Here is a 21,348-nt window from a genome sequence, read left to right as displayed (position 1 = left end):
GCCGTCGGGCGAGGGCGGCCCGGCTGCGGCGGCGGGCGGCGCTGCCGCTCCCGCGCCGGAGCAGGAGGAGGCCAGCTGGCAAGACATCCTGCCGGTCGACACGCTGGGCCTGGAAGTGGGCTACCGCCTGATCCCGCTGGTCGACAAGACCCAGGGCGGCGAGCTGCTCAAGCGTATCAAAGGCATCCGCAAGAAGTTCGCGCAGGAAGTGGGCTTCCTGGCGCCGCCGGTGCACATCCGCGACAACCTGGAACTGAAGCCGTCGGCTTACCGGATTGCGCTCAAGGGCGTGGAAGTGGGCACCGGCGAGGCCTTCAACGGCCAGTTCCTGGCCATCAATCCCGGCATGGCCAGCGGCACCTTGCCCGGCCTGGTGACCGAAGACCCGGCTTTCGGCCTGCCCGCCATCTGGATCGACGCCAGCCTGCGCGACCAGGCGCAGACCATGGGCTACACCGTGGTGGACGCCGGCACCGTGGTGGCCACGCATTTGAACCATTTGATTACCACCCACGCGTCCGAGCTGCTGGGCCGCGCGGAAGTGCAGGCGCTGCTGGACCACCTGGGCAAGGAATCGCCCAAGCTGGTGGAGGACCTGGTGCCGAAGATGCTGTCGCTGTCGACGCTTCAGAAAGTGCTGCAGAACCTGCTGGCCGAAGGCGTGCACATCCGCGACATGCGCTCGATTATTGAAACGCTGGCCGAGCACACCGTGCACACCCAGGATCCGAACGAATTGACGGCGCTGGTGCGGATTTCCCTGGGCCGCGCCATTGTGCAGCAGCTGTTCCCGGCCGGCGGCGAGCTGTCGGTGATGACGCTGGACAACCGCCTGGAGCGCCTGCTGATGCAAGCGCTGGCGGCGAGCGGGCCGGACGGCGCCGGCATCGAGCCCGGCCTGGCCGACACCATCGCCCAGCAGGCGCAGGCGGCAGCGGCGCAGCAGGAGGCGCTGGGGCTGACGCCTGTGCTGCTGGTGCCGGGACCGCTGCGCACCTTGCTGTCGCGCTTCCTGCGCCGCGCCTTGCCGCAGCTCAAAGTGCTGTCGCATGCCGAGATCCCGGAAACCAAGACCATCCGCGTCACCGCGCTGGTCGGCGCCCAGTAAATCGCGGCGGTTTGCGCAAACCGGCATCGCTGCCCAGTCCGCAGGCCTAGACTGGAGCGATGCCGAACGATGACTACGATGCGCCGTGGAAGGAAGCGCTGGCGCGCTACTTTCCCGAATTCCTGGCGTTCTACTTCCCACAAGTCTATGAGCTGATAGATTGGACGCGGCCGTTCGCCTTCCTGGACCAGGAGCTGGCGCAACTGGCCGAGGGTGCGTCCGGCAAGCGCGTGGCGGACAAGCTGGTACGGGTTTGCCTGCGCGGCGACACGGCGCAGGACGCGCTGGTGCATGTGGAAGTGCAGACACAGCGCACCGGCGAGTTCACCGAGCGCATTTACATCTGCAACTACCGTGCATACGACAGGCATCGATTGCCCGTCATCAGCCTGGCCGTGCTGGCCGATGCCAGCCAGGTCTGGCGGCCACATGCGTTCAGCATAACCGTGGGCGGCTGCAGGATAGGGATAGATTTTCCTGTTGTGAAACTGCTGGACTACGCGCCGCACATCGATGTTTTGCTGGAAATGGAGAATGTCTTCGCAGTGCTGACGGCAGCCCATTTGATGACGCTGGCCAGCCAGCATGATCCGGAAGTGCGGCTGGTGTACAAGCGCCGCGTCGCGCGCTTGCTGTATCGGCGCAAATGGAGCAAACGGCGTATCATCAACTTGTTCAACGTGATCGATTGGCTCATGCGCTTGCCGGACGAGCTGGAGCAGCAGCTCTGGCAGGAATTGCGTGAGTCGGAGCAGGGAGGCATCATGCCGCACATGTTATCGATAGAGCGCATCATTCGCGAGGAAAGCCGCCGTGAAGGTCTTGAGGAAGGCCGTGAAGAAGGCCTGCGGCAGGGCGTGCTGGAGGGGAGGCAGCAGGGCATGCAGCAAGGCATGCAGCAAGGCATGCAGCAAGGCATGCAGCAAGGCATGCAGCAAGGCATGCAGCAAGGCCTGCAGCAAGGGCGCGCGGTCTTGCTGGCCAAGCAATTACGGCACCGGTTTGGCGCGCTGCCGGCGCTTGAGCTGGAGAGGCTGGCCGCTGCCAGCGACGAGCAGCTGGACCGTTGGGCTTTGGCGCTATTCCACGCCGATACGCTGGAGCAGGTATTTAGCGAACACTAGGCCACGCGGCCGCCGCCGGCAAATCCGAAATGCGGGCCATTTCCCGCCCTGTTCCATCGATCGTTTCCCCTGTGCATCGTCAATAATGCAAGCATGAGAGTGAGCCCCGCCCGTTTTGAAGGCGCGGCACTTGTGTAACAGGGGAATTGGTCATGAACGTCAAAAAATTTACTGCACCTACGTCGCGTGAAGCGCTGCGCAAAGTACGCGAGGCCCTGGGGCCGGATGCGGTGATCTTGTCGAATCGTCCTACGGATGGCGAGGTGGAAATTCTGGCCCTCGCCAACGACGACGCCGCCTCGCTGGCGCTGCCTTCCCCCGATTCGCCGATGGCGCAGCCGAATCCCTACCTGGACCTGCCGGAAACCCCGTCGTATCTGTCGCCGCTGGCGCCGATGGCCCCCGTTGCCGCCGCGCCGGCCCCTGCCGTTGCTGCAGCACCGGCGCCACGTCCTGTGCCCCGCGCCGCCGCGCCGGAAGCCGCCGTGCGCCAGTCTGCGCCGCGTGCCGCGGCAGCTGTGGCTCCCGCGCCGTCGCTGGACATGGACCGCATCAGCGCCATGGTGGCCGACGCCGTCGCCAGCGCCAAGGCCAACGCGGCCGCCGAGATGAGCGGCATGATGAGCGAAATCCGCGCCATGCGCGGCATGATGGAAACCCAGCTGGCGGAAATCTCCTGGGGCTCGACCCAGCAGCGCGAGCCGCAAAAGGCCGCCGTGCTGCGTGAAATGCTGGCGGCCGGCTTCTCGGCCAGCCTGGCGCGCTACCTGATCGAAAAACTGCCGGCCGGCCGCGACGCCGCCGACAGCCTGCGCTGGATTAAGACCGTGCTGACCCGCAACCTGTCGGCCATTGCCAACGAGGACGCGCTGATCGAGCAGGGCGGCGTGTTCGCCCTGGTGGGCCCAACCGGCGTGGGCAAGACCACCAGCACCGCCAAGCTGGCCGCGCGCTGCGTGATGCGCCACGGCCCGGACAAGCTGGCCCTGATCACCACCGACGCCTACCGTATCGGCGCGCACGAGCAGCTGCGCATCTACGGCAAAATCCTGGGCGTGATGGTGCACTCGGTGAAGGACGAAGCCGACTTGCGCATTGCCCTGAAAGAACTGAAAAACAAGCACACCGTGCTGATCGACACCGTCGGCGTGAGCCAGCGCGACCACATGGTGGCCGAGCAGGTCGCCATGCTGCAAGGCACGGACGCCAACGTCAAGCGCCTGCTGTGCCTGAACGCCACCTCGACCCAGGAAACCCTGAACGAAGTGGTGCGTGCCTACCAGGGCAGCGGCCTGGCCGGCTGCATCATGACCAAGCTGGACGAAGCGGCCTCGATCGGCAACGTGCTGGACGTGGTGATACGCCAGAAACTGAATATGTTCTACGTCTCGAGCGGCCAGCGCGTGCCGGAAGACCTGCACCTGGCCGACCCGGCCGCGCTGGTCGAACGCGCTTTCCGCCTGAAGCAGGGCGCCGCCGCCAGCCAGTACGCCGACCATGAACTGCCGCTGGTGATGTCGGCCGCCGGCGCCTTCGGCGCCAATGTCGCCGGCCTGGACCACGCACTGCGCGAGGTGCGCCTTGGCTAACTTCGACTTCGACCAGGCCGAAGGCCTGCGCCGCATGCTGGCAGGGCCGCAGCCGCGCATCGTCACCTTCCTCTCCGCCACGCCGCAGGACGACAAGGGCGCCATGCTGGTCAACCTGGGCGCCTCGCTGGCGCGCGCCGGCAACGACGTGCTGCTGGTGGACGCCTGCGCCAGCGCGCACGGCGTGGCCTCCCGCCTCGGCGTGGACAGCGGCGCCAGCCTGCTGGACGTGGCGCGCCAGGAATGCGGCCTGAATCAGGTGATCCACCAGGTGCCGCAAGGCTTCGGTGTGGTATCGATGACACGCGGCGTGGCCCGCTCCGGCCCCGACGAAACGCGCCGCCTGGCCAAGGCCTTCGACGTGCTGGCCAAGCAGACCGGCCTGATGATCGTCGACGGCGAGTTCGACGGCGAAGCGTTTCCGGTGCCGGTGATGGCCAGTTCCGACATCGTGGTGCAGGTCTCGAACAGCGCCACCTCGATCAAAAACGCCTACAGCATGATCAAGCGCCTGAACCACGAACTGGGCCGGCGGCCCTTCGGCATTGTGGTAACGGGCGCATCCGAGGCCGAAGCCAAGGTGGTTTACGATAATATGGCGCAAGCGGCAAGCCGATACCTCGCGGTAACCCTGGTTTCGATGGGGTCGGTGCCTGCTGATGAGTACTTGCAGCGCGCGGCGCGCCTGGGGCGGGCGGTGGTCGACGCCTTTCCGCTGGCCGGCGCGTCGGTCGCGTTCCGGCAACTGGCAGGACGTCTGGCGCTGGCCGGCGCGCCTCAATTCCGCACGGGGAGTAGCAACCATTTTAGCGTCTGAGAAAAATTAGAACGATATGTACACGGCCAAAGGGAAAGCGGACAAGAACTCGCTGCTGACGGAGCATATGCCGCTGGTCAAGCGGCTGGCCCACCACATGAAGGCCAAATTGCCACCCAGCGTGGAAGTCGATGACCTGGTGCAGGCCGGCATGATAGGCCTGCTCGACGCCATCAACCGCTACGAGGAAACCCACGGCGCCCAGTTTGAAACCTATGCCGTGATGCGCATCCGCGGCGCCATGCTCGACGAGTTGCGCAATAGCGACTGGATGCCGCGCAGCATGCGCCAGGACATGCGCAAGATCGAAACCGCCATGGCCACCTTGCAGCAGCGCCTGGGCCGTCCGCCCAGCGAGTCGGAAGTGGCCAAGTCGCTCAAGCTGTCGCTGGCCGACTACCAGGAAATGCTGTCCGAAGGCGGCGGCCACCAGCTGATCTACTACGAAGACTTCCGCGACGACGACGGCGGCGAAAGCTTCCTGGACCGCTACCACAGCGACGAGGACGCCGACCCGCTGCGCGCGCTGCTCGACACCGACTTCCGCCAGGCCGTGATCGACGCCATCGACGCCTTGCCGCCGCGCGAGAAGATGCTGATGGGCTTGTACTATGAGGAAGAACTGAACTTGAAGGAAATCGGCGCCGTCATGGGCGTCTCCGAATCACGCGTATCGCAGCTGCATACGCAAGCGGTGGCGCGTCTGCGCGCCTCGTTAAGGGAGCAGGCATGGACTGGGCCAGCATAGCAGGACTGATACTGGGCGTGGCCGGGGTGCTGGTCGGCCAGGGCATGGAGGGCGGCAAGCTGAGCTCGCTGCTGCAGCCGGCCGCCTTCGCCATCGTGGTGATCGGCACGCTGGGCGCTGTGCTGCTGCAGACCAAGCCGGCCACCTTTGTGCGCGGGCTGCGCATGGCGCGCTGGATCGTGGCGCCGCCGCCGGACACGCGTGTCACGCTGGCGCGCGAAATCGGCGCCTGGAACGCCACCGCCAAGCGCGACGGCATGCTGTCGCTGGAGCGCTATATGCTCGCCTCGAAGGACAAGTTCAACGCCAAGGGCCTGCGCCTGATCGTTGACGGCATCCATCCGGACAAGCTGCGCAACCTGCTCGACACCGAAATCACCGCCTACGAAACGGCCGAGCGCCAGGCCGTGCGCATCTGGGAATCGGCGGCCGGCTACTCGCCCACCATCGGCATCCTGGGCGCGGTGCTGGGCTTGATCCAGGTGATGGAAAACCTGGCCGACCCCAGCAAGCTGGGCGCCGGCATCGCCATCGCCTTCGTGTCCACCATTTACGGCGTGGGCCTGGCCAATTTGTTTTTCTACCCCATCGCCAACAAGCTGAAAGTCATCGTCACCCAGCATGTGCACCAGCAGGAAATCGCCGCCGCCGTGTTTTACGACATCGCCACGGGCGACCACAGCCGCGTGATCGACGAACGCATCGCCACCCTGCTGCGCGAGTACGACTGAGATGCAGCGCCGCGCCCGCAGGAAGTTCGACGACGAGCCCGAGAACCATGAGCGCTGGCTGATCTCCTACGCCGACTTCATCACCTTGCTGTTCGCCTTCTTCGTGGTGATGTACTCGATCGCCGCCGTCAACACCGGCAAATACAAGATCTTCTCGGACGCGCTGGGCGACGCCTTCGGCGGCCAGGGTTCGGCCAAGCCCATCAACACCCAGGTGCAGAACCTGCCCATCCCCAATCCCGCGCTGCGCCGGCGCACCGAGCTGCTGCGCAAGGAAAAAGAGCAGATGACCAAGCTGGCGCAGGACTTGCTGTCCACGCTGGCGCCGCTGGTGAAGGAGGGCAAGGTGCGGGTGACGCAGAACAGCCGCGGCGTCAGCGTGGAGATCAACGCCAGCGTGCTGTTCGATCCGGGCGCGGCCCTGCTGACGTCCGAATCGCGCGAGGCGCTGCAGGCGGTGGCGGTGCTGCTGAAGGCGGACCCGCACGCGGTGCAGGTCGAGGGCCACACCGACAACCTCCCCATCCGCAACACCAACTTCCCGTCCAACTGGGAGCTGTCGGCCGCGCGCGCGGGCGCCGTGGTGCGGCTGTTCATCGACTCCGGCGTGGCGCCGGCGCGGCTGACGGCGGTCGGCCACGCCGACAACTACCCGGTGGCGCCCAACGCGCAAGCGGACGGCCGCGCCCGCAACCGCCGCGTGGCGGTGACCATCCTGTCCGGCATCCCCGACCCCGCCACCGAAGTGCCGACCGCGCCGGCTCCCCCAGCCGCCCCGCCGGCCCCGTAGGGCGGGTTAGCGGCCCTGCCGCGTAACCCGCCGTGCGCCGCCGGCCAGCATGCCCCGGCGGGTCGCCCATGGCGCGCCCCGCTAAGCCGCCCTGCGCCGCCGCCTCCAGTGCCAGCCGACGCCGGCGCCCACCACGCCCAGCAGCAGCCCGCCCACAGGCACAGGCACTGGCAAGGAACTGTCGTCGGCCAGGGCCGGCCCGGTGCGCAGCTCGGCCGGGAAGGGGCGCGGCGGCACCGGCACGATCTGCCATCGCGCCTCATCCTGCGGCGCGCGCGCCATGAATTCATCGATGGAAAACACGGGCGCCGAGCCAAAAGCGCGGCTGGACGGCACTTGCGGAATGCGCACCAGCACCAGCGCTTCCACGTCCGCCCGCAACTGCTGCTCATATGCGCTCAGCGCCCGGCCGGGCGCCGCGCCGGCGAGCAGCTTGAGCAGATCCTGGCCCAGCGCGGCGAAGGCCACGGCCGGGTAGAGCCGGGTCTGCTCCTCGGTAAAGTAGCCGTAGGCCTTGTGGCCGCTGGCCAGGCTGAGGTCCTTGGCGGCCTTGTAGCCATAGGCGCCGATGGCCTTGAGGCGGCTGGTCGGTCCCTGCTCGGGCACCTGCCAGCCCAGCGCCCTGAACGCGTCCATGCTGATGCCGGCGCAGTTGGCCGAGGCGTGGCGGTAGCTGAATTCGTGCCGGTAGAAGCGGCGGAAGCGGTCCTGCATGCTGCGCTGGTAGGCTTGCGCGGTGCGGGCGTCGCGCAGCACCGCCACCAGCATGGTCGACGGCCGATAGTACTGCTGGCCGCTGTTCAGGTCCATCAGGTAGTTGTCCATCGGGACCATCGACGCGATGATGCCTTTTTCGCTGTAGCTGTCCAGATTGTAGAAGTTGTTCACCATCCAGTCGGCCCATTCGCCGTGCTGGCCCAAGCGGCCGGTGGCGACGGCGAAGTGGCCGCCGTAGGCTTCGTCGTCGTCGCCTTGGGCGCCGTTCAGCATCAGGGCCAGCACGGCCTTGCCGCCCCAGTCGCGGGCTGCGGGCCGGCGCTCCCAGACCAGGCGCGTGGCGTAGGGGCTGCGCGCGCCGCCGTTTTCCTGGCGCACAAAGGCGCTTAGCGTGTCGCCGGCGGCGGCCAGGGGCTGCGCCCGCATGCTGGCCGCGTCGATGACATAGTCCAGCGGCCAGATGGTGCGCGCTTCAAAACTAGGCTGGCCGGCCTGCGCGCGCAGCGTGCCGCGCACGCGGACTGCGCGCTGGCGGAAGAAATCCAGCGTGGCGGCGTTGAAATAGGAACGGTTGGGCGCGATTTTGGGCGCCAGCTGCATGGCCAGCGGCGCCGCGCCGGGCGCCTGCAGGGCTTGGCCGGATGGTGCCAGCGTGGCTTGCGGCACCAGGTGCGGCGCACCCAGCCAGACCAGGTCGGGCAGGGCTGGCAAGGCTGTCGAGGCTGGCTGGCGCGGCACGGCCAGGCCCTCCTGCTGGAAGTACCACAGGGCCTGCCGGGGCGCGCAGCCGCCGCAGCGCCCGTCGCCGTAGCGGAACTGGCTGCCGTCGTACAGGCCGAGGCGTTCGCCGCCCTCGAGCGCAGCTTTTACGGGAGCGGGCTGCGCCGCTGCGGGCAATATGGAGGCAAACTGGAGCGCAAGCGCGCCGGCGGCCATGGCGTGGTGTGTGTGCATGGAGGCATTATGCAAGAATTTGCATAAAATGCATCAGCGCAACTAATGAGTGTCAACGATGGTTGATTTGCATCAACCGCTAAGCGTATTTAGCCGGCGAGGAAGCCGCGGCGCGGCGAGGAGGCGGTGGGTTGGCCGCTGGGACCGTAGAAATTGCCTTGGGCCTGGGGACGCAGCGCTTGCAGCGCGCCTTGCGTGTGGCTCAGGTGTTTGCTGATGAGGGTGCCGTTCAGGCGGTTCAGTTCTTTGGCTTCGCGGGTCAGTTCCAGCACCTGCTGCCAGAGCGGGGCGGCGGTGGCGTCGCCGCTGGCGGCCAGCCAGGCTTCCATGCCCGCTTCTTCGGCCTTGTGGCCTGCCGCGCCGAGCGCGCTGTGGCGCTGGCTGGCCAGCACGGCCATGTCGTTGACCAGCGCGGCTTTGCGCGGCGTCAGTTCCGTCAAACCGTCTATGTCCGCCGCCACCAGTTGCTGCTGTTCCTGCTTGAGCACCGCCAGCAGGGCGGTGATGACGCGCTGTTCTTCGCGCAAGCTGCTCAGGGGCGTGAGTGCAGGAGAAACCGCGGGTGCGACGGATTGCATGATTTACCTATCTTTTACGTGAGTGCAGCAGATCCTTGACTGTTTCCAGCAAGCCATCGGCCACTTTTTCCGAGTTGACTTGGAATTGCCCATCGGCAATTGCAAGCTTGATGCGTTCCACTTTTTTCGTATCGAACACCGCGCTGCTGCCGCTGGCGCTGCTGGCGGCCATGGCCTGGCCTTGCGCCGACAGCTTGACGCTGTCGGTCGCCACAGGGGCCGTGCTGGCCTTGTCGGCGCCGCGCGCGGTGGTGGTAGTCGCAGGCGAGGCCGGCAGGCCAGGCGTGCTCTTGACTGAGTCGTTAATTTTCACAGCAATATCCTCGTCTGGTTGGGGTGTAAAAACCCCGGGATCTGAGTTATTAACGGCGCCGTGAACATAAACTTTAGCGTTTTTAGAACGCCACCTCCACCAGTCCCCCCGCTTTGGCGATGCCGCTCACTTGCTGGCCGCTCGCGGTCCGCACCTGCACCAGCTGCCCTTCCGAGGCGGCCGCGACGGCGCGCGCCTCGGCCGAGACGCGGAAGCCGGCCCCGCCCGACACCACCCGCACCAGCTGCCCGGCCACCATCACCGGCTTGCTGCGCAGGGTGTCGAGCCGCATCGGCGTGCCGGCCGCCAGCGAGGCGTTGCTGCTGCGGCCGACGATCTGGCTGATGTCGGTGGCTATGCCGGCCGGCAAGGTTGTCAAATCACCCTTGACCAGCACCAGCTGGCCCGCTTCGATGGCCTGGCCTTGCGCCAGCGGCACGGCGCTGGCCACGTATTCGGCCTGCACCGCCACATTGGCTTGAATATACACCGTCCATGCGGAAGGGGCCGCACAGCGCACGCCCACCGTGGTCTTGCCCCAGGCGCGCGCGCCGGGCATGAAGAAGGGCTGCAGCTGGGGGCAGGGCGCCAGCGCCATGCGCTGGTCGACCGGGCCGACCGTGACGGTCACCGCGCCCGGCAGGCCGGCGGTCTGGGTTTGCAGGAACTGCTCCACGCTCAGGCGCAGCGCGCCCAGGTCCTGGCGCGCCGCGGCCGGCGGCTGGGCCAGGGCGGCGGCGGAATTGATCAGTAGCAGGGCGGCGGTCAGTGTGCGTTTCATAGTGGGCTTTCCTTGAATGTGGCCATGATAGTCCCGGCGCGCGATCCCGAAGCGGCGAATAAGCGCCCAAATCCGGGGCTAATCCCGCGATCGGATGGACCATCCCATCCGTATCATCGAAGCTGTCACCAATAGAAAGCAGGCGGGAGATTGCGATGTTAGGGAAACTGGACGAATTCATGCGCTTCAACGAGACGGCACTGAGCCTGCGCTCTCAGCGCCAGACCGTGCTGGCGTCTAACATCGCCAATGCGGACACGCCGAACTACAAGGCCAAGGACATCGACTTCACCGCCGCGCTGAGCACGGCGATGGCGGGCGCGGCCCAGCCTTTGAAGACCACGGCGCCCAAGCATTTCCCCGTCCCCCAGCAAAGCGCCGGCACGCTGGCCGACGGCACGCCGCTGCAATACCGCGGCATCGTGCAGGGCGCGGTGGACGGCAATACGGTGGATATGGATGTGGAACGCAACCAGTTCGCCGACAACGCGCTGCGCTACGAGGCCGGCATTACGCTGATCAATTCCCAGATCAAGGGGCTGATGGCGGCCATACAGGGAGGTCAATAATCATGTCGCTGTTTAGTATATTCAATGTTTCCGGTTCAGCCATGAGCGCCCAGGCGCAGCGCCTGAACGTCGTGGCCAGCAACCTGGCCAATGCCGACAGCGCCACCAGCGCGAGCGGCGAGGCCTACCGCGCCAAGCAGGTGGTGTTCGAGGCGCAGCCGGCCGCCAATGGCGGCGCGTCCACCGGGGTCAAGGTGCAGCGCGTGATCGAGGACCCGTCGCCGCTCAAGCAGGTGTACGACCCCAAGCATCCGATGGCCGACGACAAGGGCTATGTCAGCATGCCGAACGTGAACGTGGTGGACGAAATGGTCAATATGCTGTCGGCCTCGCGCTCCTACCAGACCAACGTGGAAACCATGAACGCGGCCAAGACCTTGCTGCTGAAAACCCTCACCATCGGCCAGTAAGCCGCAACCTTAGAAAGATAAGCCATGACCACTGTGTCCACCAACGCGCCGGTGTCCGATACGCTGCTGAACGCCGTCAACCCGAAGAAGCAGACCGCCACCGATGGCGTGCAGGCCGATACCGATAAATTCATGACGCTGCTGGTCACCCAGCTGAAGAACCAGGATCCGATGAATCCGCTGGACAATGCGCAGCTCACCAGCCAGCTGGCGCAGCTGTCCACCGTCACCGGCGTGAACAAGCTGAACACCACGCTGGAGTCGCTCAAGTCCAGCTACCAGTCGTCGGAGAACGTGCAGGCGGCCGGCATGATCAACCATGGCGTGCTGTCGGCCGGCAAGAACATCGGCCTGAGCGAGGGCAAGGCCATCCTGGGCATCGACCTGGCCACGCCGGCCGACACCGTCGATATCGTCATCAAGACCGCCGCCGGCAAGGAAGTGGCGTCCATCCAGATGAAGGACCAGCCGGCCGGCACCCAGCCCATCACCTGGGACGGCAAGCTGGAGGACGGCACCACGCTGCCCAACGGTAACTACGTGTTCAGCGTGGAGGCGCGCGCCGGCGGCGTGGTGCTGAAGGACGCGACCGCGCTGCAGTTCGGCGTGGTGGCCAGCGTGTCCACCGGCGCCGGCGGCGTGAAGCTGAACGTGCCCACGGCCGGGCAGCTGACCATGGCCGACATCAAACAAATTCTGTAACCCACCTTACTGCATAGGGGAAATCATGTTCCAACAAGGACTCAGCGGCCTGAACGCCGCTTCCAAATCTCTGGACGTTATCGGCAACAATATCGCCAACGCCAGTACCGTGGGTTTCAAGGGCTCGCAAGCGCAGTTCGCCGACCTGTACGCCAATTCGCTGAACGGCGTGAGCGGCAACAACGCCGGTATCGGCGTGTCGGTCTCGCGCCTGGCGCAGCAGTTCACGCAGGGCAATATCGAGACCTCGAACAACCCGCTGGACATCTCGATCAACGGCGGCGGCTTCTTCCGCACCACCACCCCCAGCGGCGGCGTGCAGTACAGCCGCAACGGCCAGTTCCAGCTCGATAAAAGCGGCACCATCATCAACGCGCAGGGCAACGCCATCACCGGCTACCCGGCCACCAGCGACGGCGTAATCCTGCAGGGCGCGCCGGAGCCGATCCAGATCGACACGGCCGACCTGGTGCCGGTGGCCACCACCACGGCCAATTACGAGCTGAACCTTGATTCCCGCAGCAAGGTGCCGGAAAAAATTCCGTTCAACGCCAAGGACCCGCTGACCTACAACAAGCAGACCGTGCTGGACGTGTACGACACGCTGGGTAATCCGCACGTGCTGTCGACCTATTATGTAAAGACCGACGCCAATACCTGGGATGTGTATGTTGCCAGCGACGGCCTGGAAATGAATGCCGCCACGGTAGCCGCCGCCGCCGCGACCGATCCTGGCGCCATTGCCGCGCGGGCAGCCTACCAAGCGGCGGTGCAAGGCGGCGACCAGCCCACCATCGCCCAGGCTGCGATCGACTACGCCGACGCGGCCGGTGCGGCCATGCAGGCTGTGCTGGACGCCATCCCCGGCGTGACGCCTGAACAAAGCGCTGCGCTGGCGGCCCTGTATGGCGGCGCCGGCAACCCGGCCAACGTGGGCGCCATCGTCGGCACCAATCCGGACGCCATCAATCTGGCGCTGTCGAAGGCTATCTCCGCGCCGCCAAGCAAAGCCGCCACGCTGATCTTCGATCAAAAGGGTTCGCTGAGCACGACTGCGATGGCCAACCTGGTGCCGCCGCAGACCATGCCGTTTACGCTCACGCTGCCTATCTTCCCGAACACCGGCTCGGTCGCGCCGCTGACCATCAGCACCGGCTTCACCGGCACCACGCAGTACGGCACCGCCACCAGTGAAAAAGCGTCCACTCAGAACGGCTATTCGTCCGGCCACCTGGAGCGTTTCGCGGCCGGGGCGGACGGTGTGATCCTGGGCCAGTACAGCAACGGCAAATCGCGTCCGCTGGGCCAGATCGTGCTGGTGAACTTCGCCAACAACGACGGCCTGACGCCTCTGGGCAACAACGCGTGGGCCGAGAGCTCGACCTCGGGCACGCCGCAGGTGGGTGTGCCGGGCACCGGCGCCAACGGCCAGCTGCGTTCCTCGTCGGTCGAAACCTCGAACGTGGACCTGACGGCCGAGCTGGTGAACATGATCACGGCGCAGCGCGTCTACCAGGCCAACTCGCAGACCATCAAGACCCAGGACCAGGTGCTGCAGACGCTGGTCAACCTGCGTTAATCGAACGCCTAGCAAGAGAAGGAAAGGCAGCAATGGACCGTCTCGTCTACACCGCCATGACCGGCGCCAGGCATATCCTGGAGCAGCAGGCCACCACGTCGAACAACCTGGCCAACGCCACCACCACCGGCTTCCGCGCCCAGCTCGATTCTTTCCGGGCCGTGCCGGTGCAGTCGGAGGGGCTGCCGACGCGCACCTTCGTGGTCGACTCCACGGTGGGGGCGGACTTCCGCGCCGGTCCCATCCAGACCACCGGCCGCAGCCTGGACGTGGCGCTGCGCGGCGAGGGCTGGATGGCGGTGCAGTCGTCCGACGGCTCCGAGGCGTACACGCGCAACGGCAGCCTGAAGGTGAGCGAGAACGGCCTGCTGCAAACCACCAGCGGCCAGACGCTGGTGGGCGAGAACGGTCCCATCGCCATCCCGCCGCAAAGCGAGGTGGCGGTGGCGGCCGACGGCACCGTCAGCGTGATCGATACGAGCCAGACCAAGCCGGGGCCGGCCAATGTGCTGGGCCGCATCAAGCTGGTCAATCCGGACACCAGGGGCCTGGAGCGCGGCACGGACGGCTTGTTCCGCCAGAAGAGCGGCCTGCCGGCCGATCCGGACGTCAATGTGCGCCTGGTGGACGGCGCGCTCGAGGGCAGCAACGTCAATCCGGTGGACGCCATGGTCAACATGATTTCGCTGGGCCGGCAGTTCGAGACGCAAATGAGCTTGCTGAAGAATGCCGAGAATAACGCCGCGAAAGCCACCCAGATCCTCGCTTTGACTTAATGCCCGACCCTGCATAATGGTGACGTGGAAAAAGCTCCGGCTGCCACGACCATTACGGGAGAAAGCAAATGATACGATCGCTGTGGATAGCCAAGACTGGCATGGAAGCGCAGCAGACGCAGATGGACACGGTTGCCAACAACCTGGCCAACGTCAGCACCAACGGATTCAAGAAGTCGCGCGCCGTGTTCGAGGACTTGCTGTACCAGAATGTGCGCCAGCCCGGCGCCCAGTCGTCGCAGCAGACGCAGCTGCCATCGGGCATGCAGGTGGGCACCGGCGTGCGCCCGGTCGCCATCGAGCGCATCCACACCCAGGGCAACCCCCAGGCCACCGGCAACGATAAAGACCTGATGGTCAACGGCAACGGCTTCTTCAATGTGCTGCTGCCCGACGGCACCACCGGCTACACCCGCGACGGCTCCTTCCAGCGCGACAGCAACGGCCAGATGGTGACCTCCAGCGGCTTCGTGCTGCAGCCCGCCATCACCATCCCCATCAACGCCAACAGCATCACCGTGGGCCGCGACGGCACCGTGTCCGTGACCCTGCCGGGCCAGACCGCCGCGCAGCAGATCGGCAGCATCCAGCTGTCCACCTTCATCAATCCCACCGGCCTGGAGTCCAAGGGCGAGAACCTGTACGTGGAAACCGGCGCTTCCGGCGCGGCGCAGAACAACACGCCCGGCACCAACGGCACCGGCGTCATCCTGCAGGGCTATGTGGAAACCTCGAACGTCAACGTGGTCGAGGAAATGGTCAACATGATACAGACCCAGCGCGCCTACGAAATCAACAGCAAGGCCATCACCACTTCGGACCAGATGCTGGCCAAGCTGTCGCAGCTGTAAGCAAGGAGCACCGCCATGAAACTGATCACTCCCGTCACCGCCATGCTGGCGCTGAGCCTGCCCCTGGCCGGCTGCGGCACCGCGCCGACCTCCATCGTGCAGGGCGCCACCACCGCGCGTCCGCTGACGCAGGCGCAGATGGCCGCGCCGACCAGCGGCGCCATCTTCCAGGTGCAGAACTACCGTCCGCATTTCGAGGACCGCCGCGCGCGCCTGGTGGGCGACGTGATCAACATCGTCATCACCGAGAAGACCTCGGCCGTGAAGAGCGGCGCCAGCGCGGGCGGCAAGTCGGGCAGCGTCAACTTCAAGGCGCCGGGCCAGCTGGCCGGCACCTTCGGCAGCCAGATCACCACCAGCGCCGACAACAAATTCGCCGACAACGCCAGCCAGAGCGCCAGCAACACCTTCACCGGCACCATGGGCGCCACCGTGGTCGAGGTGCTGCCCAACGGTAACCTGATCGTGGCCGGCGAGAAGCAGATCGCGCTGGACAAGGGCGTGGAATACATCCGCTTCTCCGGCATGATCAATCCGGACACCATAGGCACCGGCAACACCGTGGCCTCGACCGCCGTGGCCGACGCGCGCGTGGAATACCGCACCAGCGCCAAGATCGACCGCGCCGAAGTGAATTCCATGGCGGCGCGCTTCTTCCTCAGCGTACTGCCATTCTGATGATGAAAACTCCAAGCAAACTCCTCGCCGCCGCCGCGGCCGCCCTGTGCCTGCTGGCCCAGCCTGTACAGGCCGAGCGCCTGAAAGACCTGGCCAGCGTGGCCGGCGTGCGCCAGAATCAGCTGATGGGCTACGGCCTGGTGATCGGCCTGGACGGCACCGGCGACCAGACCACCCAGACCCCGTTCACGGTGCAGACCGTGATGTCCATGCTGCAGCAGATGGGCATCACCCTGCCGGCCGCCAACACCCTGCAGCTGAAGAACGTGGCGGCCGTCATGGTCACCACCTCGCTGCCGGCCTTCGCCCAGCCGGGCCAGCTGATGGACGTGACCGTCTCGTCCATGGGCAATGCGAAAAGCCTGCGCGGCGGCACCTTGCTGATGACGCCGCTCAAAGGCGCGGACGGCCAGGTGTACGGCATGGCGCAGGGCAATGTGCTGGTGGGCGGCGTGGGCGCGCAGTCGGGCGGCACCTCGGTGGTGGTGAACCACCTGAGCGTGGGCCGCATTTCCGGCGGCGCCACGGTCGAGCGCGCGGTGGCCAACTCGCTGGGCGAGGGCAACCAGATCAAGCTGGAACTGAACACCACCGACTTTTCCACCGCCAGCCGGGTGGTGGAAGCGATCAACGACAAATTCGGCGCCGGCATCGCCTACGCGCTGGACGGCCGCGTGATCCGCGTGCAAGCGCCTTCCAGCAGCGACCAGCGCGTGTCCTTTATTGGCACGCTGGAGAACCTGCAGGTGAACCCGGCCCAGATGGCCGCCAAGGTGATCATGAACGCGCGCACCGGCTCGGTGGTGATGAACCAGGCGGTGGCGCTGGAAACCTGCGCCATCTCGCACGGCAACCTGACGGTGTCGGTCTCCACCGACGCGCAGGTGAGCCAGCCCGGCCCGCTGTCCGGCGGCCAGACCGTGGTCACGCAGAACGCCAATATCGACATCAAGAAGGACGGCGGCAAGGTCATGCTGGTCAAGGGCGGCGCCCAGCTGGCCGACGTGGTCAAGGCGCTCAACGCCATCGGCGCCACGCCGCAGGATTTGCTGGCGATACTGCAAGCGATGAAGGCCGCCGGTTCGCTGCGCGCCGAGCTCGAGATCATTTGAGGAGGCCGCCATGATACGTCAAGCCTCCAGCACCGCCGGCAGCAGCGCCAACGACCTGAGCGCCACCCTGGCCGCCGACGTCAAGGGCGCGGCCGCGCTGCGCAAGGGCGCCAACGCCGGCTCGCCGGACGCGCTGAAAGGCGCCGCCACCCAGTTCGAGGCCATGTTCATCAACATGATGATGAAAAGCATGCGCGAGGCTTCGCCGGGCGAAGGCATGCTGGACAACCAGCAGACCAAGATGTTCACCTCCATGCTGGACCAGCAGACCAGCCAGAACCTGGCCAAGAAGGGCGTGGGCCTGTCCGACGTGCTGGTGCGGCAATTGTCCAAGCAGAACGAGCAGGCGCTGGCGCTGGGCGGCGAGACCGCCCCGTCGGATGCGTCCGGCATTCCCAACACCGGCAGCCTGGCCAGCGCGGCCGTGGCGGCCAGGCTGCAGCGCGCCATCGAGGCGGCGGGCGGCGCGGCGGCCTCGGCCAAGGCCGGCGCCCAGGCCGACGTGCCGGGCGGCAGCGCCGCCGCCATGGACAGCGGCAAGGGCTCGCAGGCGGCCCATGTGCGCGCCTTCCAGAGCAAGCTGGGCAGCCACGCGGACGAGGCCAGCAAGGCCACCGGCATCCCGGCCAAGTTCATGCTGGGCCAGGCGGCGCTGGAAAGCGGCTGGGGCAAGCGCGAGATCAAGGGCCGCGATGGCAGCAACAGCAACAATCTGTTCGGCATCAAGGCCGGCCCGGGCTGGAAGGGCAAAACGGTCGAGGCCGTCACCACGGAGTTCGTCAACGGCAAGCCGCAGCAGAAGGTGGAGCGCTTCCGCGCCTACGACAGCTATGCCGACAGTTTCAAGGATTATGCAAAGTTGCTGACCGACAACCCTCGCTACGAGAAAGTCCTGGCCAGCGCCGGCGACGCCAGCAAGTTCGCGCACGGCCTGCAAAAAGCCGGCTACGCCACCGATCCGCAGTACGCCAGCAAGCTCACGCGCATCATCCAGCAGTCGCTGGCGTAACCATGTTTAACGCGGACGGGCACACTGTTGCCCGTGTGCATTTCAAGTTTTGGCAGCCGCTGCCGTAGACTACGTATATACAGAAAGTAAACACACCATGTCCAGTCTTCTCAGCATAGGCAAAAGCGGCTTGCTGGCGGCCCAGGTAGGCCTGTCCACCACGGGGCACAATATCGCCAACGCCAACGTGCCGGGATACAGCCGCCAGACCCTCGTGCAGTCGAATATGCAGCCGGAGGCCAGCGGCGGCTTCTTTGTCGGCACCGGCACCGAAGTGACCCAGATCAAGCGCCAGTACGACGACTTCCTGACCAAGCAGCTGCTGGGCGCGGAAGCCAACGAGGCCAGCCTGGACGGTTTCTACGCCCAGATCAGCCAGATCGACAACCTGCTGGCCGACAGCACCTCCGGCCTGTCGCCGGCGCTGCAGGACTTCTTCAAGGGCGTGCAGGACGCCAGCTCGAACTCGGCCACCGACGCTTCGCGCAGCGCCATGCTGTCGACCGCCAACACGCTGGCGGCCCGCTTCCAGGGCCTGAGCGACCGCCTGACCGAGATCGGCGACGGGGTCAACAGCGAGATCACGTCCACCGTGACGCAGATTAATTCCTATGCCGAGCAGATCGGCAAGCTGAACAACGATATCGCCGGCCTGACGGTGGACCCGTCGCGCGCGCCGAACGATTTGCTGGACCAGCGCGACCAGCTGATCAGCGAGCTGAACAAGCTGGTCAAGGTCACCGTGACCCAGGGCGACGCGCACTCGCTGACGGTGTCCATCGGCACCGGCCAGCCGCTGGTGATCAGCAACCGCAATTTCGCGCTGGCCACCACGCCTTCGCTGACCGACCCCACCCGCATGACCATCGGTTACCAGACCAATAACGAGATCTCGCCGCTGCCGGAATCGGCGCTGACGGGCGGTGCGCTGGGCGGCCTGCTGGAGTTCCGCAGCGGCTCGCTGGACCGCGCGCGCAACGAGCTGGGCCAGGTGGCGGCCGGCCTCGCGGCCAGCTTCAACGCCCAGCACCAGCTGGGCCAGGACCGCAACGGCGCGCTGGGCGGCAATTTCTTCTCCGACATCAACGCCTATATCGGCGTGGATTCGCGCAACAGCCCGGTCAGCACGGCGGTGGTGACCGGTGTGGTGAAGGACGCCAGCGCGCTCACCACCAGCGACTACGACCTCAACTTCGACGGCACCAACTACGTGCTCAAGCGCGCCTCGGACGGCCAATCCACCGTGCTGACCTATCCGCAGACCACCGGCCCGCAAATCGTGGACGGGGTGGAATACACGCTCAGCGGCACGCCGGCGACGGGCGACCATTTCGCCGTGCGCCCGACTTATATGGCGGCCTCCGAGTTCAAGGTGTCGCTGACCGACGTCGGCAAGATCGCGCTGGCCGCGCCCATCGTCACCAACGCGCCGCTGAGCAACACCGGCAACGGCAAGATCACGCCCGGCACGGTGGACAGCAACTACCTGACGGCGGGCAATGCGCTGGCCGCGCCCGTCACGCTGAGCTATGACGCGCTGACCGGCTCGCTGAGCGGCTTCCCCGCCGCCCAGGATGTGGTGGTGACGGCCAACGGCGTGAGCACCACCTATCCGGCCGGCACACCGTCGATACCGTACACGGACGGCGCCTCGATCAGCTTTGGCGGCGTGAACATTTCCATCAGCGGCACCCCGGGCGACACCGACAGCTTCACCGTCGGCCCCAACACCGGCGGCACGCGCGACAACCGCAACGGCGCGCTGCTGGGCGACCTGCAGGCCAAGAACATCCTGAACGGCGGCAAGACCACCTACCAGAGCGCGTATGCGTCCATGGTCAACTTCGTCGGCAACAAGACGCGCGAAGTGCAGATCGGCGCCGACGCGGCCACGGCGGCGGTCAAGCAGGCCAGCAACGCCCAGCAGAGCGTATCGGGCGTCAACCTGGACGAGGAGGCGGCCAATCTGCTGCGCTACCAGCAGGCCTACCAGGCCTCCGGCAAGGTGATGCAGATCGCCAGCACGCTGTTCGACGTGCTGATCTCGCTGGGCCGGTAACTCATACGCTTAGCAGCAAGCAAGGAAAAGCATCATGACCATGCGCATCAGTTCCAAGACCATTTATGACAACGGCGTGGGCCAGCTCGGCACGCTGCAGACCTCGCTGGCCAAGACCCAGCAGCAGCTGGCCACAGGCCGCCGCGTGCTGACCCCGGCCGACGATCCCATCGCCTCGGCGCGCGCGCTGGAGGTGACGCAGTCGCAGTCGATCAACACGCAGCTGGCCACCAACCGCTCGAACGCGCGCTCCTCGCTGTCGCAGGAGGAGGTGGCGCTGGCCTCGGCCACGTCGCTGCTCCAGGACATCAAGACCCTGACGGTGAACGCCGGCAACGGCTCGATGACGAATAAGGACCGCGAATCGCTGGCGGTGGAGCTGGAGGGCCGGCTGCAGGATTTGCTGGGCATCGCCAACACGGCCGACGGTTCGGGCGGCTACATCTTCTCCGGCTTCAAGGACAGCATTCCGTTTTCGCTCAACGCCACCGGCGCCACCTACCAGGGCGACCAGGGCGAGCGCACTCTGCAAGTGGGATCCTCGCGCAAAATCAGCGTCAGCGATTCGGGTTCGGCCATTTTCGAGAACAACGCCACCGGCAACGGCAGCTTCAAGACCGGCGTGGACCCGGCCAACTACGGCCGCGGCGGCACCGGCATTATCTCGCCCGGCGCCGTGACCGACACCAGCGCGCTGACCGACCACCAGTACGCCATCAATTTCTCGGTGATACCGGCCACCCCGGGCGTGCCCAAGGTGACCACCTACACGGTGACGGACCTGACCCTGAACCAGCCGGTGCCGCCCAACCCGGTGCCGCCCGATCCCATTCCCTACACCAGCGGCCAGAGCATCAGCTTTGACGGCCTGCAGTTCGAGATCAAGGGCGATCCGGCCGATCTGGACACTTTCACCGTGGACCCGAGCAACAAGAAGTCCGTGTTCGAGACCATGCGCGACCTGCTGACGGCGCTGCGCCAGGACGGCGAGGGGGCGGCCGGACAGGCCAGGCTGACCAATGCCTTGAACCAGGTCAATTCGAATATCGACAACGCCTCGGACAACCTGCTGGCGGTGCGCGCCTCCGTGGGCGCGCGCATGAAGGAGCTGGATTACCTGGACAGCTCGGGCGAGGACTTGAATATCCAGTACGCCAGCACGCTGTCCAATCTGACCGAGGTGGACACCATCAAGGCCATTTCCCAGTTCACCCAGCAGCAGATCAACCTGGAGGCGGCGCAGAAGTCGTATAAAACGCTGACGGGTTTGTCACTGTTCAATTACATCGGTTAAGTCGGCGGCGGCGCTGGCGGGTTACGCGGGCTTTGCCCGCTAACCCGCCCTACGATGTT

22 protein-coding genes are annotated in these 21,348 nt (G+C 66.1%); 18 read left to right on the top strand and 4 right to left on the bottom strand.

The window, feature by feature from the left end:
* From GTP77_RS18865 to motD, 7 genes are all read left to right on the top strand, one after another.
* The coding region (locus GTP77_RS18865; protein WP_187358766.1) for an FHIPEP family type III secretion protein at positions 1-1,108 on the top strand (1,108 nt) is incomplete at its 5' end.
* Positions 1,109-1,167: 59 nt separating this feature from the next.
* Positions 1,168-2,232 carry a DUF4351 domain-containing protein gene (locus GTP77_RS18860; protein ID WP_161073692.1) on the top strand — a complete coding sequence of 355 codons (1,065 nt, stop codon included), beginning with the start codon at positions 1,168-1,170 and terminating at the stop codon, positions 2,230-2,232.
* Between the two features lie 152 nt (positions 2,233-2,384).
* Entirely contained in the window at positions 2,385-3,821 is a 1,437-nt protein-coding gene (flhF, locus tag GTP77_RS18855; protein ID WP_161073691.1) for a flagellar biosynthesis GTPase FlhF, read from the top strand.
* On the top strand, positions 3,814-4,638 hold the full coding sequence (locus GTP77_RS18850; protein ID WP_161073690.1) for a MinD/ParA family ATP-binding protein: 825 nt from the start codon (positions 3,814-3,816) through the stop codon (positions 4,636-4,638). Before flhF ends, GTP77_RS18850 begins: the two co-directional genes overlap by 8 nt.
* Before the next feature lie 16 nt (positions 4,639-4,654).
* Positions 4,655-5,386: an RNA polymerase sigma factor FliA gene (locus GTP77_RS18845; RefSeq protein WP_161073689.1), complete on the top strand. Its 732-nt coding sequence runs from the start codon at positions 4,655-4,657 to the stop codon at positions 5,384-5,386.
* Positions 5,368-6,117, top strand: coding sequence for a flagellar motor protein (locus GTP77_RS18840; protein WP_161073688.1), 750 nt, complete (start codon positions 5,368-5,370; stop codon positions 6,115-6,117). Before GTP77_RS18845 ends, GTP77_RS18840 begins: the two co-directional genes overlap by 19 nt.
* Position 6,118: 1 nt before the next feature.
* Positions 6,119-6,907 carry a flagellar motor protein MotD gene (gene motD, locus GTP77_RS18835; RefSeq protein WP_161073687.1) on the top strand — a complete coding sequence of 263 codons (789 nt, stop codon included), beginning with the start codon at positions 6,119-6,121 and terminating at the stop codon, positions 6,905-6,907.
* An 81-nt stretch (positions 6,908-6,988) separates the two neighbouring features.
* On the opposite strand, the gene GTP77_RS18830 is transcribed toward motD, so the two are convergent.
* The 4 genes from GTP77_RS18830 to flgA all read right to left on the bottom strand — a co-directional run bounded on the left by GTP77_RS18830 (position 6,989) and on the right by flgA (position 10,250).
* Positions 6,989-8,578: a hypothetical protein gene (locus tag GTP77_RS18830; protein ID WP_161073686.1), complete on the bottom strand. Its 1,590-nt coding sequence runs from the start codon at positions 8,576-8,578 to the stop codon at positions 6,989-6,991.
* A gap of 89 nt (positions 8,579-8,667) precedes the next feature.
* Entirely contained in the window at positions 8,668-9,156 is a 489-nt protein-coding gene (locus GTP77_RS18825; protein WP_161073685.1) for a flagella synthesis protein FlgN, read from the bottom strand.
* Positions 9,157-9,163: 7 nt separating this feature from the next.
* Positions 9,164-9,469, bottom strand: coding sequence for a flagellar biosynthesis anti-sigma factor FlgM (flgM, locus tag GTP77_RS18820; protein ID WP_161073684.1), 306 nt, complete (start codon positions 9,467-9,469; stop codon positions 9,164-9,166).
* A gap of 82 nt (positions 9,470-9,551) precedes the next feature.
* The gene (gene flgA / locus GTP77_RS18815) at positions 9,552-10,250 is read right to left on the bottom strand and encodes a flagellar basal body P-ring formation chaperone FlgA (protein ID WP_161073683.1); all 699 of its coding nucleotides are present in this window, start codon (positions 10,248-10,250) and stop codon (positions 9,552-9,554) included.
* A 155-nt stretch (positions 10,251-10,405) separates the two neighbouring features.
* Here flgA and flgB point away from each other — a divergent pair, with 155 nt between their 5' ends.
* The 11 genes from flgB to flgL all read left to right on the top strand — a co-directional run bounded on the left by flgB (position 10,406) and on the right by flgL (position 21,289).
* Positions 10,406-10,819, top strand: a complete 414-nt coding sequence (gene flgB / locus GTP77_RS18810) for a flagellar basal body rod protein FlgB (RefSeq protein ID WP_161073682.1) — start codon at positions 10,406-10,408, stop codon at positions 10,817-10,819.
* A 2-nt stretch (positions 10,820-10,821) separates the two neighbouring features.
* Complete coding sequence (gene flgC / locus GTP77_RS18805) at positions 10,822-11,229, top strand: flagellar basal body rod protein FlgC (RefSeq protein ID WP_161073681.1); 408 nt, start codon at positions 10,822-10,824, stop codon at positions 11,227-11,229.
* A gap of 24 nt (positions 11,230-11,253) precedes the next feature.
* Complete coding sequence (locus tag GTP77_RS18800) at positions 11,254-11,931, top strand: flagellar hook assembly protein FlgD (RefSeq protein ID WP_161073680.1); 678 nt, start codon at positions 11,254-11,256, stop codon at positions 11,929-11,931.
* A 25-nt stretch (positions 11,932-11,956) separates the two neighbouring features.
* Positions 11,957-13,510 (top strand): flagellar hook protein FlgE, encoded by a 1,554-nt coding sequence (locus tag GTP77_RS18795; RefSeq protein WP_161073679.1) that lies wholly within the window; start codon positions 11,957-11,959, stop codon positions 13,508-13,510.
* A gap of 32 nt (positions 13,511-13,542) precedes the next feature.
* Positions 13,543-14,286, top strand: coding sequence for a flagellar basal-body rod protein FlgF (gene flgF, locus GTP77_RS18790; RefSeq protein WP_161073678.1), 744 nt, complete (start codon positions 13,543-13,545; stop codon positions 14,284-14,286).
* Between the two features lie 68 nt (positions 14,287-14,354).
* Positions 14,355-15,137 (top strand): flagellar basal-body rod protein FlgG, encoded by a 783-nt coding sequence (flgG, locus tag GTP77_RS18785; RefSeq protein WP_161073677.1) that lies wholly within the window; start codon positions 14,355-14,357, stop codon positions 15,135-15,137.
* A 15-nt stretch (positions 15,138-15,152) separates the two neighbouring features.
* Positions 15,153-15,815: a flagellar basal body L-ring protein FlgH gene (locus GTP77_RS18780; RefSeq protein WP_161073676.1), complete on the top strand. Its 663-nt coding sequence runs from the start codon at positions 15,153-15,155 to the stop codon at positions 15,813-15,815.
* Positions 15,815-16,927, top strand: a complete 1,113-nt coding sequence (locus tag GTP77_RS18775; RefSeq protein WP_371869372.1) for a flagellar basal body P-ring protein FlgI — start codon at positions 15,815-15,817, stop codon at positions 16,925-16,927. Before GTP77_RS18780 ends, GTP77_RS18775 begins: the two co-directional genes overlap by 1 nt.
* A 10-nt stretch (positions 16,928-16,937) precedes the next feature.
* Positions 16,938-17,936 (top strand): flagellar assembly peptidoglycan hydrolase FlgJ, encoded by a 999-nt coding sequence (flgJ, locus tag GTP77_RS18770; RefSeq protein ID WP_161073675.1) that lies wholly within the window; start codon positions 16,938-16,940, stop codon positions 17,934-17,936.
* A 97-nt stretch (positions 17,937-18,033) separates the two neighbouring features.
* Positions 18,034-19,995, top strand: coding sequence for a flagellar hook-associated protein FlgK (flgK, locus tag GTP77_RS18765; protein ID WP_161073674.1), 1,962 nt, complete (start codon positions 18,034-18,036; stop codon positions 19,993-19,995).
* 34 nt (positions 19,996-20,029) lie between these two features.
* Entirely contained in the window at positions 20,030-21,289 is a 1,260-nt protein-coding gene (gene flgL, locus GTP77_RS18760) for a flagellar hook-associated protein FlgL (protein WP_161073673.1), read from the top strand.
* Positions 21,290-21,348 lie beyond the last annotated feature (59 nt).

The sequence above is a fragment of the Pseudoduganella aquatica genome, assembly GCF_009857595.1.
Taxonomy (GTDB): Bacteria; Pseudomonadota; Gammaproteobacteria; order Burkholderiales; family Burkholderiaceae_D; genus Rugamonas; species Rugamonas aquatica_A.
The sequence above is the reverse complement of the archived record's forward strand: the minus strand, read 5'-3'. Positions and strand labels throughout refer to the sequence as shown.

Excerpts from the sequence above, each read along its gene's own strand:
- GTP77_RS18860 (WP_161073692.1), top strand. The coding sequence starts at position 1,168 with ATGCCGAACGATGACTACGATGCGCCGTGGAAGGAAGCGCTGGCGCGC.
- flhF (WP_161073691.1), top strand. The coding sequence starts at position 2,385 with ATGAACGTCAAAAAATTTACTGCACCTACGTCGCGTGAAGCGCTGCGC.
- GTP77_RS18845 (WP_161073689.1), top strand. The coding sequence starts at position 4,655 with ATGTACACGGCCAAAGGGAAAGCGGACAAGAACTCGCTGCTGACGGAG.
- GTP77_RS18840 (WP_161073688.1), top strand. The coding sequence starts at position 5,368 with ATGGACTGGGCCAGCATAGCAGGACTGATACTGGGCGTGGCCGGGGTG.
- motD (WP_161073687.1), top strand. The coding sequence starts at position 6,119 with ATGCAGCGCCGCGCCCGCAGGAAGTTCGACGACGAGCCCGAGAACCAT.
- GTP77_RS18830 (WP_161073686.1), bottom strand. The coding sequence starts at position 8,578 with ATGCACACACACCACGCCATGGCCGCCGGCGCGCTTGCGCTCCAGTTT.
- GTP77_RS18825 (WP_161073685.1), bottom strand. The coding sequence starts at position 9,156 with ATGCAATCCGTCGCACCCGCGGTTTCTCCTGCACTCACGCCCCTGAGC.
- flgA (WP_161073683.1), bottom strand. The coding sequence starts at position 10,250 with ATGAAACGCACACTGACCGCCGCCCTGCTACTGATCAATTCCGCCGCC.
- flgB (WP_161073682.1), top strand. The coding sequence starts at position 10,406 with ATGTTAGGGAAACTGGACGAATTCATGCGCTTCAACGAGACGGCACTG.
- flgC (WP_161073681.1), top strand. The coding sequence starts at position 10,822 with ATGTCGCTGTTTAGTATATTCAATGTTTCCGGTTCAGCCATGAGCGCC.
- GTP77_RS18800 (WP_161073680.1), top strand. The coding sequence starts at position 11,254 with ATGACCACTGTGTCCACCAACGCGCCGGTGTCCGATACGCTGCTGAAC.
- GTP77_RS18795 (WP_161073679.1), top strand. The coding sequence starts at position 11,957 with ATGTTCCAACAAGGACTCAGCGGCCTGAACGCCGCTTCCAAATCTCTG.
- flgF (WP_161073678.1), top strand. The coding sequence starts at position 13,543 with ATGGACCGTCTCGTCTACACCGCCATGACCGGCGCCAGGCATATCCTG.
- flgG (WP_161073677.1), top strand. The coding sequence starts at position 14,355 with ATGATACGATCGCTGTGGATAGCCAAGACTGGCATGGAAGCGCAGCAG.
- GTP77_RS18780 (WP_161073676.1), top strand. The coding sequence starts at position 15,153 with ATGAAACTGATCACTCCCGTCACCGCCATGCTGGCGCTGAGCCTGCCC.
- GTP77_RS18775 (WP_371869372.1), top strand. The coding sequence starts at position 15,815 with ATGATGAAAACTCCAAGCAAACTCCTCGCCGCCGCCGCGGCCGCCCTG.
- flgJ (WP_161073675.1), top strand. The coding sequence starts at position 16,938 with ATGATACGTCAAGCCTCCAGCACCGCCGGCAGCAGCGCCAACGACCTG.
- flgK (WP_161073674.1), top strand. The coding sequence starts at position 18,034 with ATGTCCAGTCTTCTCAGCATAGGCAAAAGCGGCTTGCTGGCGGCCCAG.
- flgL (WP_161073673.1), top strand. The coding sequence starts at position 20,030 with ATGACCATGCGCATCAGTTCCAAGACCATTTATGACAACGGCGTGGGC.